The organism is Streptomonospora salina, assembly GCF_014204715.1.
Lineage (GTDB): Bacteria > Actinomycetota > Actinomycetes > Streptosporangiales > Streptosporangiaceae > Streptomonospora > Streptomonospora salina.
Genome location: NZ_JACHLY010000001.1, coordinates 1857371 through 1873498, shown reverse-complemented (window position 1 = coordinate 1873498; position 16128 = coordinate 1857371). Strand labels below are relative to the sequence as shown.

The following is a 16128-nucleotide window of genomic DNA, read 5'->3' as shown; positions in this document are numbered from 1 at the left end:
CTCCGTGCGGTCCGTCCCCCGCGAGCGGGCCCGCCACGCGGCGGCCCCGAGCACCCCGCCCACAGCGACGCCAGGAGGTGGCGACGACCGTGACCGAGGACATCGCCCTCACGGGCGAACGCCAGGCGGCCGCGCGGCGGCTGCTGGCCGATCCGATCGTCACCGACCGCACCCATCCCGAGGATTTCGCCCTCGTCCGGGCCCACTCCGACTGGCTGATCCAGCGTTTCCGCCGGGTCCTCGGATACGAGCTGACCGTCGCCGCCGACTACGCCCGCCTGGCCAAGACCGGCCTGGCGCGGGAGACGGCCCGCCCCCTCACCCGGCCCAGCGGCGCCCACTTCACGCCGCGCACCTACACCTACCTCGCGCTGTGCCTGGCCGTGCTCGTCGAGGCCCCCGCCACCCTGCCCGTCGACCGGCTCGCCGAGGACGTCGGCGCGGCCGCCGCCGAGGCCGGGCTCGCTCTGGATCCGCGCGAGCGGATGGGGGAGCGCCGGGCCTTCACCGCCGCTCTGCGCAAACTCGCCGACTGGGGCGCGATCGGCGAACAGCGGGGCGCACTGGCCGCTTACGCCGACGATTCCGGCGCGGAGGTGCTGCTGGACGTGTACCCGGAGATCGTGCGCCGCGTGGTCGCCCACCAGCCCCACTCCACCGCCGACGCCCGCGCGTTCGTCGACGGGCACGGCGCCGCCGACCCCGCGGGCGAGGACGCCGGGGAGATCGCCCTGCGGCGCGCACTCGCCGAGACCGCCGTCGTCTACCGCGCCGACCTGTCCGAACGCCAGCGCCGCAGACTCGCCAATCACCAGTGGAGGGCCGCGGCCGAGCTCGGCGGCCTGCTCGGCTGCGAGGCCGAGATCCGTGCCGAGGGCGTCGCCCTGATCATGCCGGGCGAGGCCGCTGCCGAAGGAGTGGCCGCTTTCCCCAGCGCCACCCCGGTCGGTCAGGCGGCGCTGCTGCTGCTGGAGCGGCTGGTGGCCCGGCTGCGCCCGGGCACCGTCCCGGAAAGCGCAGTGGCGGTGCCCGAGGACGTGCTGGAGAGCGAACTCGCCGCGGTACTCGCCGCCGAGGCCCGGGACGAGCCCGGCCGCGGCACGCGGTCGGCACTGCGCCAGGAGCCCGACCCCGATACGCTCGCGGCCCGGGCCCTGCGCCTGCTGCACGAAACCGGCCTGCTGCACCGCCCCGACTCCCGCGGCGACGACCGATCGGGGTGGCGGCTGCGGGCCGCGGCCGCGCGTTACGGCGGGCGGCCCTCCGGCGGTTTCCCGACCTCCCCCGCCGAGGGAACCTCCGACGAAGACCGAGCACCGGACGGCGCCGAGGCACCGCCGACCACCGCGCGATGACCCGGTGGCCCGGTCGCCCCCGAGCCGGGGACCCTGCGCCGGGCGTCCGCGGTATCCGGAACAATGGCAGGATCGCCGTCCGCCGGAGGACTCTCCGGCGGCGCGGCGCGAGACGGTACAGAGCGGAGGACGGGCGATGACCGTCGCCAACGCCCACGGGCGAACGGAGCCGTCGCCGCACGGCGGCGGCACCGAGGCGCCGGGCGGCGCCATCGGCGCCCAGAACTCCCCAGCGGCCGACGCAGCCGCGGCCGGGGACACCGCACGCACGCCCGACGGCCGCGGGCACGCGGCCGCGAGCGGCGCGTCCGGCCCCGACCCGCTCGGTGCCGGCGACACGCCCGCGGCCGGCACCCCCTCCGCCGCGGAGGGCGCTGCGGGCGAACCCGCCCGCGACGAACCCGCGGCCGGCACCCCCTACGACGGCGGCGAACCGGACGGCGGCCGCTACCGGCTCAACCGCGCCGGCATCCACAACGTCTGGCACTACGACGACCACGTCTTCGACTTCGCCGACGGCCGCCTTCTGCTGCGCGGACGCAACGGCGCCGGCAAATCCAAGGCGCTGGAGATGCTGCTGCCGTTCCTGCTCGACGGCGACGCACGCCGGCTCGACACCACCGGCAGCAGCCGCACCAGCTTGCGCTGGCTGCTGCTGGAGGGCCGCGGCGACGATGCGGCGCCCGGATCCCGGCGCCGCTCCGGCGAAGCGGCCGGGGCCGACACCTCGGAAGGCCGCGCCGCTGCGGGCGAGGACGCCGCCGGAGACGCCGCCTCCGGACCGGACTCCGGCGGCGACGGCGCCCCCGCGGCGACCCTCGGCTACCTGTGGGTGGAATTCACCCGCCCCGCCGCCACCCCGCAGGACACCCCCGGCACCCCCGGCACCCCCGACGAGCACGGCGCCCGGCCCGTGGCCCACGGCGGCACCGCCCGCCGCATCACCCTCGGCGCCGCGGTCACCGCCTCGCCCGGCGCCGAGGCACGCAGCGTGTTCTTCATCACCGACCGCGAAATCGGAACCGACCTGCGGGTGGTCGACGACGGCCGCCCCATGCCCGTCGACCGGCTGCGCGCCGACGTCGGACCGGACAACTGCTACGACACCCCGGTGAACTACCGGGCGCGCGTCATGCGGGAACTGTTCGGCATCGACGATCCGGTGCGCTACCGCAACCTCATCCACCTGCTGTACCGGCTGCGCCGCCCCACCATCGGCGAGCGCCTGGAGGCCGGCGAGCTCGTCTCCGTGCTCGCCGAGGCGCTGCCGCCCATGGACGAGACCATCCTCGACGAGATGGCGCGCAACATCACCGACCTGGAGCGGGCCCGCGCGCGGCTGCAGGCGCTGCGTTCGGCCCGCGAGCAGGTGTCGGGTTTCCTCGCCGACTACCGCGGATATCTGCAGCGGACCCTGCGCATCCAGGCCGAGTCCGTGCGTGAGCAGGTCGACGCCTACCGCCGCCGCGACGCCGAAGTCGAGCGGCTCACCGGCGAGCTCGACGAACTGGTCACCGCCGAAGGCGCCGTCCAGGAGGAACGCGACCGGCTGCGCCGCACCCGCGAGACCGCCGCGTCCGACACCGCGACCCTCTCCCGCAGCGGCGACGCCCCCGAGAACGCGTCCGACTTCGAACAGCAGGCCCGTGACGCGGCCGTCTCGGCCTACATCCGCGCCGCCGAAGCGGCGTCGGGTGCCGCCGGCTATGCCAACACCAACGAAGAGCAGGCCCAACAGCGCATCGGCGCCGACATCGCCGCCATCGAGCGCGCCCTGGACGGGCTGGGGAGCCTCCACGAGCGGCTGTGCACCACCGCCCGCGCCGCCGGCGTCGACCCCGCCGATCTGGGCCGGATCCCCCACCCCGTGCCCACCACGCTCGCCCCCCGGGAGAGCGCCACCCGCGTCAACCTGGAGGGGCTGGAGCAGTCCGTCGAGCGCGAACCCGTCTCCGGTATCGACGTGGCCGACCTGCGCTCGCGCCTGGCCGAGTTGCACGACCTGTTCACCGCCGCCGACACCGCCGCGGCCGAGCGCGAGGCCGTCGTCGCCGACCTCGTCGAACGCGCCGAGCGGCGCACGGCCGCCGAGCAGCGCGAGGCCGCCCTCGCCGGCGAAACCGAGTCCGCCGAAGCGGTGCTGGAGCGCGCCCGCGAACGCGAGCAGACCGCCATCGAGTCCGTCCGCTCGGCCAGCGCCGACTACACCGACCGGGTCCGCGCCTGGTGCACCCGACTGCGCGAGACGGCGCCCGACGCGGAACTGGGCACGCAGCTGGCCGAACTGGAGTCGCTGGTCGAGCTGCCGCTGGAGGGCAGCCTCCGCGTCCTCGACGCCGACGTGCCCGAACGGGTCGCCCGCCACGCCCACGGCACCGTCGACCCCCTCCTGCGGGAGCTGCGCACCCGCCGCGACACCGCCGTAGGGGAGGAGCGGGAGCTGTCCACCGAGCTCGACGAGCTCTCCGAGCGCCGCGGCGCCGCATCCGGCCACATCGCGCCCGAGCGGCCCGCATGGGCCACCGCCGGGCGCGACGAGGCGGCGGGCGCCCCCTTCTACCTCGCCGTCGACTTCGCCTCCGACCTCACCCACGACGAACGCTCCGGCCTGGAGGCCGCCTTGGAGGCCTGCGGCGTGCTCTCGGGCTGGATCGCGGCGGACGGTTCGCTGACCGACGGCACCACCCGCGACCTGCTACTGGCGCCGGGCCGCCCGGTCAAGGGCCGCAGCCTGCGCGACGTCCTCGAACCCGCCGATCCGGTGCCCGGCGGCATCACCAGCGGTGCGGTATCGGCGCTGCTGGACTCCATCGGCCTGCTCCCGCCGCCCGGCGAGGAGGAGCCCGAGCCCCGCCATCGCCGCGACAGTCCGCCGCCGGTGTCGAGCGCCGTCTCGGTCGAGGGCCGCTGGCGGCTGGGGGCGGCCTCCGGCGCCCACAGCAAGGCCAGCGCCGAGTACATCGGCAAAGAGGCCCGCGCCGAGACCAGCGACCGCCAGCTCGCCAATGTCGACCGCCGCATCGCGATCGCCGAAGCCCTGCTGGCCGAGGCCGAAGAGCGCCGCGGCGACATCGAGCGCACCCACGCCGCACTCGTCGAGACCGACCGGTCCCTGCCCGACCCCTCCGGTGTGCTCGCCGCCTGGTCGAGCCTGGACAGCGCGCGGTCGTGGCTCGCCCGGACCCAACGCGCCCACAACGCCGCCCGCGACGCCTTCGACACGGCACGCGAGGCCACCTTGAGCGTGCGCGCGGAGCTGTCCGAGCCCGCTGCCCGCTACGGGCTCCCAACGGGCGCCGGCGAGCTCGCCGGCGCGCGGACGGCGCTGGAGCGGCTGCGCACCGAGCTTGCCGCCGCCCATCGCGACCTGGAGGACCTCGCCGTCCTGCTGGAGGACTACCGCGGCCATACTGCGGCCTGGGAGGACGCCCGCTCCGGGCGGGTCCTCGCCGAGGACGCCCGAACGGCGGCCATCACCGACATGATCACCGTGCGGCGCGAAATCGAGCTCACCGACCGGGCGCGCACGGCCGCCCCCGACCAGATCTCCGTGGCCGTGGGCCAGGTCCGCGAGCGGATGGACGACGCCGCCGGGCAGCTGCCCGAGGTCGAGCGCAGGGCCCAGCGTGCACGCGACGACCGCGTGGCAGCCGAGACCCGGCTGGATACCGCCGTGCTCGAACGCGCCGCACAGGCGCGCCGCGCGCTCGACTCCGGCGGCGTGCTGCGGGCGATGCTCGCCGGCGATGAGGGCGGCGCCGACACCGCGCTGCTGGCCGCGGCCGGGATCGAGGAGCTCGCCGCCCACCTCGGGGCCCAGGCGGCTGCGGACGCAGCCGGGTCCGGGCAGGAGGCCGATGCCGACCACGAGGCCCTCGCCGGGCGCGTCACCGCGCTCGAAGAGCTGCTGTCGGCGCTGGAACCGGGCCTGGGCGAGTCCTCCGCCGACGAACTCGACGACAGCGGCATCCTGCGCCGCCGCGAGGACCTGCACGGGATGCTCGCCGCCAGTGAGGCGGTGGGCGCCTGGACCGAGCTGACCGAGCCCGCCGGGATCAAGCGGCTCACCGTGCACGGCGACGACGGCAGCCACGACATCACCGCCTACGCCGAGCACCTCGACACGGCCGCGGGCGCCGCCGAGGAGGACGCGCTGCAGCGCGAGGAGGAAGCGTTCGAACGCCATCTGCTCGGCGAGCTCGCGGGCCATCTGCGCGGGCAGATCGAAGAGGCGCGCGCGCTCATCTCCACGATGAACGACGTCCTCGGCGACACCACCACGTCCCAGGGTCTGGGCGTGCGTCTGGACTGGCAGCTCGCCCCCGACGCCGACGAGGACATCCGGGCGGTCGTGCCGCTGCTGGCCAAGCCGCCCGAACAGCGCACCCGGGTCGAGACGACGCGGCTGCGCGACGCGCTGCGCCGCTGCATCGAGGCCATCCGCCGCCTGGACCCCACGGCCACGGGGGGAGCCCAGCTGCGCGCGGCTCTGGACTACCGCTCCTGGTTCGCCTTCACGGTCTATGTGACCGACGCCACCAACCCCGGCCGCGAGCGGCGCCTCAGCCACCGCACCGCCCTGAGCCAGGGCGAGCAGCGGGTGGTGGCCTACCTGGTGCTGTTCGCCGCCGCTGCCGCGCAGTTCGGCTCGCTGGCGGCACAGGCGCCGCAGGCGCCGCGGCTGATCCTGCTCGACGACGCCTTCGCCAAGGTCGACGAGCCCACCCACGGCCGCCTGCTCGGGCTGCTCGTCGAGCTCGACCTCGACTTCGTGCTCACGTCCGAGCGCGTATGGGGCTGCTTCGAGAGCGTGCCGAGCCTGCATATCTACGAGTGCCTGCGCGACCCGGCGGTCCCCGGCATCGCCACTCTGCATTTCACCTGGGACGGCAGCAGGCGCAGACTCGTGGGGGTGTGAGCGGCCGGCGGCCGAGGGGTCCGACCGGGCCGGCCCGGTCGGGGTCGGCGGCGCACCACGCTCGCGAGCCGGAAGCGGGCTCCGCCGCGGCTGCGGTCCCGGGCTGTTCCGGAGAACCTCGCGGCCGTGTGCGCAGGGACACGCCGGGGCGGGGCCCGCGTCGCGGCTTCCCGCGATCACGGGGCGCGCTACTGCTTTGACCCGACCTGTCCTAGTCTGCTGTGCGAGGCCTACAAATGAGCGGGTGTGGTGAGGACAGTGACGACGGGTCCTGCGACCTCCACCGGCGCTGCACCGCGCCGGTACGACAGCAGCGCGGTGGCCGCGCGTTCGCTCCTGGACCGCCTGGCCGAATCCGGCCTGGACCCCGCCGCGCGCCGATGGGTGCTGGCGGCCCTGCAGGGCGACGATGCGGTGGCGGCGTGCGGACGGGGCGAGGAGGTTCCCGAACCGCCGCCCGAACCCGCGGACGCCCCTGAGGCGGGTGCCCCGGCGCATTCCCGGCGCAGCTTCCTGCGCCGCATCGAGGTGCAGGGGTTCCGCGGCATCGGCACGCCGAGTTCGCTGGAGTTCGCGGCGGGACCGGGACTGACGGTGATCGTGGGCCGCAACGGCTCGGGCAAGTCCAGTTTCGCCGAAGCCGCCGAGGCCGCTCTGACCGGCCGGAACCTGCGCTGGGACGCGATGCCCGCCGATTGGCGCGACGGCTGGCGCAACCTGCACTTCGACGAAGGCACCGAGATCACCGTCGAGCTCCAGCTCGCCGCCGAAACCGGTCCCACCCGCGTGACCCGCGCGTGGACCGGAGAGAGTGTGCGCTCGGCACGCGGCGAGGTCGTCTCACCCGACGGCACCACGGCGCCGCTGCGCAGTCTGGGCTGGGACCCCGAACTGGCCCGGTACCGGCCGTTCCTGTCCTACGACGAACTGGGCCGAGCCGTCACCGGCCGCGCCGCCGAGCTCTACGACACCCTGACGGCGCTGCTGGGACTGACCGATCTGACCGAGGCCGAGCGCCGCCTGGCCAAGGCCTGCGACCGCCTCACCAAGCAGCGGGACCGTCCCGGCCACGAGCACGGCCACCTCGTGCGCAGGCTGCGGGCCGCCGACGACCGGCGCGCCGCCCAGGCCGCGGATCTGCTGGAGTCGGAGAACCCCGACCTGGACCGCCTGGCGTCCGTCGCCGCCGACGACGGTCCGGCCGACCTCCGGCAGCACCGGGTCCTGCGCCGCCTGCGCCGCCTGTCGGTGCCCGAACGCACCGTGCTCAACGACGTCGTCAACGAGTTGCGCGGTGCGGCGATGGAACTCGCGATGGCGGCCGGCACCAAGGGGGACCGCGCCCGGGGCGTCGCGGAGCTGCTCAGGAGCGCTCTGCGGCACCGTGAACGCCACCCCGCCGAGACCGACTGCCCCACCTGCGGGACCGCGGGCGAGTTCGGCTCCGAATGGGAGCAGCGCGCCCGCGCCGAGATCAGGGCGCTGGAACCGGTCGCGGCCAACGCGGCGGCGGCCTACGAGCGCGCCGACAACGCCCGCGACCAGGCCCGCTTCCTCATGGCGCCGATGCCCTCGTGGCTGCCGCCCGACAGCGAGCTGGGCCGGGTATGGGCCGAGTGGGAGGCCGGTGCCGAGATCACCGATCTCGCCGCGCTCGCCGAGCACATCGAGACGGTGGGCCGCCGGCTGCGCTCGACGGCGATAGCGGCGCGCAAGGAGGCCGGGGAGAAGCTGGACGATCCCACCGACGGCTGGAGCGAGCTCGCCGAGCAGCTGGGCGCGTGGGTGCGCGATGCCCGGGAGGCGACCGCCGCGGGGGAAACCCTTGGCCCGGCCGAGCGCGCGTTGGAATGGCTCGCCGGGATCGCCCGGGAGATCCGCGCCGAGCGGTTGCGTCCGCTGGCCTCGCACGCCGAGCAGGTCTGGCACCGGTTGCGCCAGGAGCGCCGCATCGACCTGGAGGCGATGCGCCTGGTGGGACGGGGCGCGCGGCGGCGCGTCGCGGTCGACGTCGCCGTGGACGGCTCGGAGAACGACGGAAACGCGCCCGGCCTGCTCAGCCAGGGCGAGTTCCAGGCGCTGGCGCTGTCGATCTGCTTGCCGCGGACCATGGTCCCCGACAACCCGTTCGGCTTTCTGCTGCTGGACGATCCGGTGCAGGCGATGGACACCGAGACCGTCGAAGGGCTGGCGGCGGTCCTGGCCGAGGTGGGCCGCCACCGCCAGCTGATCGTGTTCACCCACGACACGCGGCTGTCCGACGCCCTGTACCGGCTCGGCCTGCCTGCCGACATCCGGCGCATCCAGCGCGACGCGACCTCCAACGTCTGGGTGGCGGAATCGGGCCGCGCCGGCGCGGCACCGGACCCTGACGGGGCGGCTCCGCCCGCGGGGCGGGGCGCGGACGGCGGCGCGGGCGCAGAGGGCTCGGCGGGGCGGCAGGATCCCGGGTACGGCGGCGACCTGTTGGGCGCCCCGGCCGCTCGCCCCGGACCGGATCCCGATCAGGGCGGGCCGCAGCCGGGCCCCTTCTTCGACCTGGGGCGATAGCGGATCGCGGAGAGCGCGGCGGCCCCGGGGGCGCACCGCCCGTGCGCCCCCGAGGCCGCCGATTTGGCAGAGCACCCCCGGATGGCTGTATAGTCGTCATCAGCGCGAACGGCGGGAACCCCCGGACGGGGAGAACCGCTCAGGGCGTGCCCCCTTAGCTCAGACGGCAGAGCGTCTCCATGGTAAGGAGAAGGTCTACGGTTCGAATCCGTAAGGGGGCTCCACCGCTTGATTGAGGTTGCGGACCGCTCAAGTGGGAATGCGAACCGGTGGAACAGGTGTTCCCCGGTTTGTCCGGGTCGGGTATTCTTGACAGATGCCCGGTGTATCCCGGTCTACGGCGGAGTAGCTCAGTTGGCAGAGCAAACGGCTCATAATCGTTGTGTCGTCGGTTCGAGTCCGGCCTCCGCTACTGCCCTCGCCGTCCCTGCTGCGCAGGGCGCTGCGCGGGTTCTGAAGTTGTGTCCACTGTTACCAGCGAGAAAGGCACTCCGACGTGGCTGTCACTGACGTCAGGCCGAAGCTCACCCTGGCCTGCCAGGAGTGCAAGCACCGTAACTACATCACGCGCAAGAACCGTCGGAACAACCCCGACCGTCTCTCGCTGAAGAAGTTCTGCCCGAACTGCCGGCAGCACCGCGAGCACCGCGAAACCCGCTAGTCGGCCGCGCCCACCGGGCGCTTCGGCACGGCCCGGCGAGTGGCGGCGGCCCTATCGAGGCACGCGCGCAGGAGCCCAGCGAGCGCACCCGCTCGCTGGGCCATTAGTGCGTCGCCTGAACACCGCCCCTCACGCCGGCCCGGAACCGCGCCCGTCCGCGGGGCGCCCGACGACAGTGAGAGGGAGCCGATGGGGATCAACCGCGAGCACCTGGGCCGGGAGTACCGGTCCCCGCAGCCCTACGAGGTGACCCGGGGCAAAATCCGCGAGTTCGCCGAGGCGATCGGGGATCCCGACCCGGTCTGCTTCGACTCCGACAGCGCGCGCGCCGCCGGCTACGGCGACGTCGTCGCACCCCCGACCTTCCCCGTCATCATGGGCATGGAAGGCATGTCGCAGGCGGTCGTCGACCCCGAGCTGCGGCTGGACTTCTCCCGCGTGGTCCACGGCGACCAGAGCTTCGAGTACGCCCGCCCGCTCCAGGCCGGCGACGTCGTCGAGACGGTCACCCGTATCACCGACATCTCGGCTCTGGGCGGCAACGAGCTGCTGACGCTGGAGAGCGAGATGCGCACCGTCGAAGGCGAGTACGTGCTCACCGCGCGGAACATGCTCGTCGTGCGCGGCGCCGCGGAGGGAGCCCGGGAGCAGGACGCGCAGGAGGCGAAGGGGCAGGGGAGCAGCGCATGACCGCCACCGTCCGCTACAGCGACGTCGACGTCGGCACCGAGATCCCCGAACGGGTGTTCCCGGTGCGCCGCATCGACCTCGTCCGCTACGCCGGCGCCTCGGGCGACTTCAACCCCATCCACTGGAACGAGCGCACCGCCAAGGCGGTCGGTCTGCCCGACGTCATCGCCCACGGCATGTTCACCATGGCCCAGGCCGGGCGCCTGCTCACCGAGTGGGCGGGCGACCCCGGCGCCCTCGTGGAGTACAAGGTCCGCTTCTCGGCTCCGGTCGTGGTGCCCGACGACGACAAGGGCGCCGAAGTCACCGTCAGCGGTGTCGTCAAGGAGAAGCTCGACGGCAACCGGGTGCGTATCGCCGTGACCGCCCGCTCCGGCGGCGCCAAGGTGCTGGCGCGCTCCACCGCCGTCGTCCGCCTGGCCTGAGTCCAGCGGTCCCCTGCGCCGCCGGCGGCGCAGGGGACCGGCACATCGCGAAGCAGGGGTTTCCCGTGTCCCGTTCCGAGCCCGGCTCCGACCCGGCCGCCGAAGCAGCGCCCCGGCCGGGCGGAGAGTCCGGCCGCGCTCCGCTCGAACCCCGCGGCCCGGAGATCGCCGCCGACGTGCCGCTGGCCGACTACACCACCCTCGGCCTGGGCGGACCCGCGTCGCGGTTCCGCGTCGCGACCGGCACCGACGAGCTGATCGCCGCGGTGGCCGAGACCGACGCGGCGGGCGACGCGCTGCTGGTCCTGGGCGGCGGGAGCAACCTGGTCGTCGCCGACACGGGGTTCGCAGGCACGGTCGTGCACGCCGAATCCCGCGCGATCTCCTGCAGCGACACCGACGACGGGCGCGTCCGGCTCCGTGCCGGAGCCGGGGTGCCGTGGGACCCCCTGGTCGCACGCGCCGTCGCCGAAGGGTTCAGCGGTATCGAGTTCCTCTCCGGGATTCCCGGACGCGTCGGCTCCACCCCCATCCAGAACGTGGGCGCCTACGGCCAGGAGGTCGGCCAGAGCATCGTCGAGGTCCTGGTCTACGACCGCCGCACCGGCGAGCGGGCCACCATGGGCAACGCCGACTGCGGGTTCGCCTACCGCGACAGCGTCTTCAAAGGCGGCGACCGCTACGTCGTCTGCGAGGTCGTGTTCGAGCTGGAGCGTTCGCAGCTGAGCCGGCCCGTCCGCTACGCCGAGGTCGCCCGCGTCCTGGGAGTCGAGGCCGGCGCCCGGGTGCCGCTCGACCGGGCCCGCGAGACCGTGCTGGAGCTGCGCCGCGGCAAGGGCATGGTGCTCGACCCCGACGACCCCGACACGTTCAGCGCCGGATCGTTCTTCACCAACCCGGTCCTGGACCCGTCCGAGTACACGGAGTTCACCCGCCGCGCGGCCGACTACCTCGGGCCCGGCGTGCAGCCGCCGGCCCACGTCGACGCCGAGGGCCGGGCCAAACTCTCCGCGGCCTGGCTCATCGACAACGCCGGCTTCAACCGCGGCTACGGAGCGCCGGCGCGCATCTCCACCAAGCACACCCTGGCCCTGACCAACCCCGGAGAAGCGGCCACCGAGGACCTGCTGGCGCTGGCCCGCGAGGTCCGCGCCGGCGTGGCCAAGGCGTTCGGCATCACGTTGGCCAACGAGCCGGTTCTGGTGGGCGTGGAGCTGTAGGCGGACCGCCCCGGCCGGGCTACCGGCCGTAGAGGAGCGCCTCGGCGAGGTGCAGCCGGCGGTCGGTCGCGGCGCGCAGGGGAGGCAGGATGAGCGTGGTGACGCCCAGCGCTGCGGCACCGCCGTCGTGGGTGTGCCGGTCGCCGACCATCACCGCCTCGTCAGGACGGGAACCGGCCATGTGCAGGGCGGCCTCGAACAGGCGGGGATCGGGTTTCTCCGCGCCGTGCTCGCAGGAGAGCGCATAGGCGTCGACATAGGGGCTCAGACCGGCGGCGTGGAACCGGGGACGTACGTCGACGTGGATGTCGCTGACGAGCACGATCCGGATACCGGCCGCTCGGGTCCGGGCGAGGAACGCGGGAACGTCGTCGGCGAAGCCGTCGTTTCCGGGATCGGACTCCACCCGGTACAGCGCCTCGGCCAGTGCGGAGTCGAGGCCCGCGTCGGCCAGGACCTCCATGAAGATGCGCCGGTGCAGCGCCGGGTCCGCGTCCATCCCCGCCGTGCCGAGGCGCGCGTCCGCGTCCACCGCCTCCAGGCGCTCCAGAACCGGCGCGGCGTCGACGGGAGAAGCCGGACGGCCGAGTCCTCCCAGAGCGGCGGTGACCCAGCGCTCCGGAGCCAGGGGCAGGGCCAGGGTGCCGCGCCAATCCACCAGTACCGCGTCGAACGCGCTCGCCCGGTCACCGGGCATGCGGCGGTCGGTGTCGGTTGCCCGGGGCCGGCGGTGGGGAATCAGCCGATGCGTCGCACATGCGGGCATCGTAGCGGCGGGGTCCGCGGCGATCCCCGCGGCCCCCGGCGCGGCCATCCCGCCCGGACCGTCCCCGAGCAGCGGCGGACACCTTTTTTCTTGGCCGCACCAAACTTTTTTATTCGCCATTCTTTGTGTTTTCGGCCGGTCGGTCCAAGAATTGCGGAATAGCGTTCCGCTGCTATCGTGGAAAACGTCGAAGGGGAGTAGTCCTCGATTCGCGCGGTCGACATACCGGCCGATCCGAGCGGACGCGAGCGTCCGCCGCGATCCGCCCGGCCGTGGGGCCTGTGCTTGGAACAGGCGGGCGAGACCTTCGTCCCGGCAGTGCATCGCCGGGGCGGGGCGCCGGTCCCGCTTTCGCCCCGCACGGACCACGGAGGACGCATGGAATTCCTGCCCGCGATCGCGGTCGGCACGTTTGTGGTGTTCGTCGCGGAAATGGGTGACAAGACCCAGTTGGTGGCCATGTCCCTGGCGAGCCGCTACCGCGCCGCGACGGTCCTTCTGGGAATCACCGCCGCGACCCTGCTCGTGCACGCCCTGAGCGTGCTCATCGCCGAGGTGCTGGGGCTGGCGCTGCCAACGGACTGGATCACCCTCGCCGCCGGAATCGCCTTCGTCGGCTTCGGCGTGTGGACACTGATGGGCGACGAGATGAGCGACAAGGACGAGGAGCGCGCGGCCTCGCGGCGGATCCGCTCCGGACTCGTCACGGTCGCCGCGGTGTTCTTCACCGCGGAACTCGGAGACAAGACCATGCTGGCCACCATCACCGTGGGCACCAACTACCACTGGCTGCCCGTGTGGATCGGATCCACGGCCGGGATGGTCGCCGCCGACGCGCTGGCGATCGGGCTGGCCGTCGTCCTCGGCAAGAAGCTTCCCGAACGGGCTGTCCAGATCGGCGCCGCGCTGCTGTTCTTCCTCGCGGGCGGTGCCATGGTGTTCGAGGGCGTCCGCGCCGTCGCCGGCTAGCCCCGCCCGGCCCCCGGAGCCGCCGGGCCTCCCCAGGCGCCGCGGACCGCCGCTCCCGTGGCGTCAGAGGTCCTGAGGCGGTGTCGCCAGCCATGTGTCGACTCCGGCCAGCAGCTCCTTCTTCAGCGCTTCGGGCGCCGCCGATCCGCGGATCGACATCCGCGCCAGCTCGGCCAGCTCCGGATCGGCGAACCCGAACACCTCCCGCGCGAGGCGGTACTGCTCCGCCAGCCGCGGGCCGAACAGCAGCGGATCGTCGGCTCCCAAGGCGATCGGCGCCCCGGCGTCGAAGAGCCGGCGCAGCGGGACGTGGCCGGCCTCGTCGTAGACGCCCAGCGCCACATTGGAGCTGGGGCACAGTTCCAGGGTCACCGCCTGGGTGGCGATCCGCTCCAGCAGATAGGGGTCCTCGGTGGCGCCTACGCCGTGGCCGAGCCGGTCCGCGGCGAGCTCGTCCAGGCACTCCCGCACACTGCGCGCCCCCAGCAGCTCGCCGCCGTGGGGTGCCGAGAGCAGACCCGCGCGGCGGGCGATGCGGAACGCCCCCTCGAAGTCCAGAGCCCGTCCCCGCCGCTCGTCGTTGTTCAGGCCGAAGGAGACCACACCCCGGCCCGCGTACTGGGCGGCGAGCCGGGCGAGGGCCTTGGCGTCGAGCGGGTGCTTGGTGCGGTTGGCCGCGACCATGATCCCGATGCCCACCCCGGTCTCGCGCTCGGCGGCGCGCGCGGCGTCCAGGATCAGCTCCAGAGTGGAGGTCAGCCCGTCGAACCGGGAGGCGTACCCGCTGGGGTCGACCTGGATCTCCAGCCACCCCGACCCGGCGGCGCTCTCCTCCTCGGCGGATTCCAGCAGCAGCCGGTACATGGCTTCCGGGGTGGCCAGTACCGACCGCGCGATGTCGTAGAGCCGCTGGAAGCGGAACCAGCCGCGTTCGTCGGTCGCGCGGAGCCGGGGCGGCCAGTCCCTCGCCAGCGACTCGGGCAGGTGGACCTCGTAGCGGTGTGCGAGCTCGACCAGGGTCGAGTGCCGCATCGACCCGGTGAAGTGCTGGTGCAGGTGGGCTTTGGGAAGGCGGGAGATGGGACGTTCCATGACCCAAGGGTGCCTCAGATGCGGGCGGCGGCGCCGGGGTCTGGGGACGTCCCCCCCGGCGCCGCCGCTGCGGAGCCCGCGCCCGGCCGCGGCTATGCGGCCCCGCCGATCAGCTTCTGGATGCGCCCGACGCCCTCGGCGAGGTCGGAGTCGCCCAGCGCGTAGGACAGCCGCAGGTATCCGGGTGTGCCGAAGGCCTCACCCGGAACCACCGCGACCTCGGCCTGCTCCAGAATGACCTCGGCCAGTTCGCTGGAGGTCTGCGGCCGCTTGCCGCCGATGTCGCGGCCCAGCAGCCCCTTGACCGAGGGGTAGGCGTAGAAGGCGCCCTCGGGCTCGGGGCACAGCACGCCGGGGATCTCGTTGAGCATGCGCACGATCGTCTGCCGGCGCCGGTCGAACGCGGCGCGCATGTCGGCCACGGCCGACAGGTCGCCCGATACCGCGGCCAGGGCGGCGGCCTGGGAGACGTTGGCGACGTTGGAGGTGGCGTGCGACTGCAGGTTGCCCGCCGCCTTGACGACGTCCTCGGGCCCCACGATCCAGCCCACGCGCCAGCCCGTCATCGCGTAGGTCTTGGCGACGCCGTTGACGACCACGGTGCGATCGGCCATCTCGGGCACCTCGACCGGCAGGGAGGTGAAGCGCGCCCCGCCGTAGACCAGGTGCTCGTAGATCTCGTCGGTCAGTACCCACAGTCCGCGCTCGGCGGCCCACTGCCCCACGGCCCGGACCTGCTCGGGCGGGTAGACGGCGCCGGTGGGGTTGGACGGCGAGACGAACACCAGAACCTTGGTGCGCTCGGTACGGGCGGCCTCCAGGTCTTCGACCGAGGCGAGGTAGCCGGTCGACTCGTCGGTGACGACGTAGCGGGGCACGCCGCCGGCCAGCTTGACCGACTCCGGGTAGGTCGTCCAGTACGGCGCTACGACCAGGACTTCGTCGCCGGGGTCCAGGAGTGTGGCGAACGCCTCGTAGATGGCCTGCTTGCCGCCGTTGGCGACCAGCACCTGGGAGGGGCCCACGGAGTAGCCGGAATCACGCAGCGTCTTCTCGGCGATGGCCTCCTTGAGCTCGGGAAGCCCGCCGGCCGGGGTGTAGCGGTGGAACCGCGGATCGCGGCAGGCGCGCGCCGCGGCTTCGACGATGTAGTCGGGGGTCGGGAAGTCGGGCTCGCCGGCGCCGAAACCGATGACGGGGCGCCCCTCGGCCTTCATGGCCTTTGCCTTGGCGTCCACGGCCAGAGTCGCTGACTCGGAGATGCCGCCGATACGTGCGGAGATGCGAGGTCGGTCAGTCATATCACCATGCTTGCACGCGCGGGCCACTCGTTCTCCGTCTCCGCCAGGAACGCTCGACGGCTGCTGCAGGGCCGGTGCGCTGCCGCGGGAGGACCGAGCGGGGATTCGGGTTGGTGCCGTACCGCGATTGGGCATACACTCGTGCAACCGACGGTCCGGACAGCCGGGCGCCGAAGGCCGT

Annotated in this window: 11 protein-coding genes and 2 tRNA genes; 10 read left to right on the top strand and 3 right to left on the bottom strand. The window is 73.8% G+C overall.

Features of this window, described 5'->3' with window-relative positions; genetic code table 11:
* Nucleotides 1-89 precede the first annotated feature (89 nt).
* The 9 genes from HNR25_RS08370 to HNR25_RS08330 all read left to right on the top strand — a co-directional run bounded on the left by HNR25_RS08370 (nucleotide 90) and on the right by HNR25_RS08330 (nucleotide 11819).
* The gene (locus HNR25_RS08370; RefSeq protein ID WP_184634113.1) at nucleotides 90-1355 is read left to right on the top strand and encodes a DUF2398 family protein; all 1266 of its coding nucleotides are present in this window, start codon (nucleotides 90-92) and stop codon (nucleotides 1353-1355) included.
* Nucleotides 1356-1491: 136 nt separating this feature from the next.
* On the top strand, nucleotides 1492-6273 hold the full coding sequence (locus tag HNR25_RS08365) for a TIGR02680 family protein (RefSeq protein ID WP_184634112.1): 4782 nt from the start codon (nucleotides 1492-1494) through the stop codon (nucleotides 6271-6273).
* A gap of 246 nt (nucleotides 6274-6519) precedes the next feature.
* Nucleotides 6520-8823, top strand: a complete 2304-nt coding sequence (locus HNR25_RS08360) for an AAA family ATPase (protein ID WP_184634111.1) — start codon at nucleotides 6520-6522, stop codon at nucleotides 8821-8823.
* Nucleotides 8824-8971: 148 nt separating this feature from the next.
* Nucleotides 8972-9047: transfer RNA gene (locus HNR25_RS08355), tRNA-Thr, on the top strand.
* 115 nt (nucleotides 9048-9162) lie between these two features.
* Nucleotides 9163-9235, top strand: a tRNA-Met gene (locus tag HNR25_RS08350).
* 84 nt (nucleotides 9236-9319) lie between these two features.
* Nucleotides 9320-9484, top strand: coding sequence for a 50S ribosomal protein L33 (gene rpmG, locus HNR25_RS08345; protein WP_184634110.1), 165 nt, complete (start codon nucleotides 9320-9322; stop codon nucleotides 9482-9484).
* A gap of 189 nt (nucleotides 9485-9673) precedes the next feature.
* The gene (locus tag HNR25_RS08340) at nucleotides 9674-10174 is read left to right on the top strand and encodes a MaoC family dehydratase N-terminal domain-containing protein (protein WP_184634109.1); all 501 of its coding nucleotides are present in this window, start codon (nucleotides 9674-9676) and stop codon (nucleotides 10172-10174) included.
* The gene (locus HNR25_RS08335; protein ID WP_184634108.1) at nucleotides 10171-10599 is read left to right on the top strand and encodes a MaoC/PaaZ C-terminal domain-containing protein; all 429 of its coding nucleotides are present in this window, start codon (nucleotides 10171-10173) and stop codon (nucleotides 10597-10599) included. Before HNR25_RS08340 ends, HNR25_RS08335 begins: the two co-directional genes overlap by 4 nt.
* A 164-nt stretch (nucleotides 10600-10763) precedes the next feature.
* Complete coding sequence (locus HNR25_RS08330) at nucleotides 10764-11819, top strand: UDP-N-acetylmuramate dehydrogenase (RefSeq protein WP_184638990.1); 1056 nt, start codon at nucleotides 10764-10766, stop codon at nucleotides 11817-11819.
* A gap of 19 nt (nucleotides 11820-11838) precedes the next feature.
* Here HNR25_RS08330 and HNR25_RS08325 read toward each other — a convergent pair whose 3' ends face one another.
* Nucleotides 11839-12516 (bottom strand): HAD family hydrolase, encoded by a 678-nt coding sequence (locus tag HNR25_RS08325; RefSeq protein WP_184634107.1) that lies wholly within the window; start codon nucleotides 12514-12516, stop codon nucleotides 11839-11841.
* A gap of 447 nt (nucleotides 12517-12963) precedes the next feature.
* On the opposite strand from HNR25_RS08325, the gene HNR25_RS08320 reads away from it, so the two are divergent.
* Nucleotides 12964-13554, top strand: a complete 591-nt coding sequence (locus tag HNR25_RS08320; protein WP_184634106.1) for a TMEM165/GDT1 family protein — start codon at nucleotides 12964-12966, stop codon at nucleotides 13552-13554.
* Between the two features lie 63 nt (nucleotides 13555-13617).
* Here HNR25_RS08320 and HNR25_RS08315 read toward each other — a convergent pair whose 3' ends face one another.
* A complete protein-coding gene (locus tag HNR25_RS08315; RefSeq protein WP_184634105.1) occupies nucleotides 13618-14646 on the bottom strand; it encodes an adenosine deaminase in 1029 nt (342 codons plus the stop codon).
* 92 nt (nucleotides 14647-14738) lie between these two features.
* Nucleotides 14739-15947, bottom strand: a complete 1209-nt coding sequence (locus HNR25_RS08310) for a pyridoxal phosphate-dependent aminotransferase (protein WP_184634104.1) — start codon at nucleotides 15945-15947, stop codon at nucleotides 14739-14741.
* Nucleotides 15948-16128: the final 181 nt, after the last annotated feature.

Excerpts from the sequence above, each read along its gene's own strand:
- HNR25_RS08315 (WP_184634105.1), bottom strand. The coding sequence starts at position 14,646 with ATGGAACGTCCCATCTCCCGCCTTCCCAAAGCCCACCTGCACCAGCAC.
- HNR25_RS08365 (WP_184634112.1), top strand. The coding sequence starts at position 1,492 with ATGACCGTCGCCAACGCCCACGGGCGAACGGAGCCGTCGCCGCACGGC.
- HNR25_RS08310 (WP_184634104.1), bottom strand. The coding sequence starts at position 15,947 with ATGACTGACCGACCTCGCATCTCCGCACGTATCGGCGGCATCTCCGAG.
- HNR25_RS08335 (WP_184634108.1), top strand. The coding sequence starts at position 10,171 with ATGACCGCCACCGTCCGCTACAGCGACGTCGACGTCGGCACCGAGATC.
- HNR25_RS08340 (WP_184634109.1), top strand. The coding sequence starts at position 9,674 with ATGGGGATCAACCGCGAGCACCTGGGCCGGGAGTACCGGTCCCCGCAG.
- HNR25_RS08325 (WP_184634107.1), bottom strand. The coding sequence starts at position 12,516 with ATGCCCGGTGACCGGGCGAGCGCGTTCGACGCGGTACTGGTGGATTGG.
- HNR25_RS08320 (WP_184634106.1), top strand. The coding sequence starts at position 12,964 with ATGGAATTCCTGCCCGCGATCGCGGTCGGCACGTTTGTGGTGTTCGTC.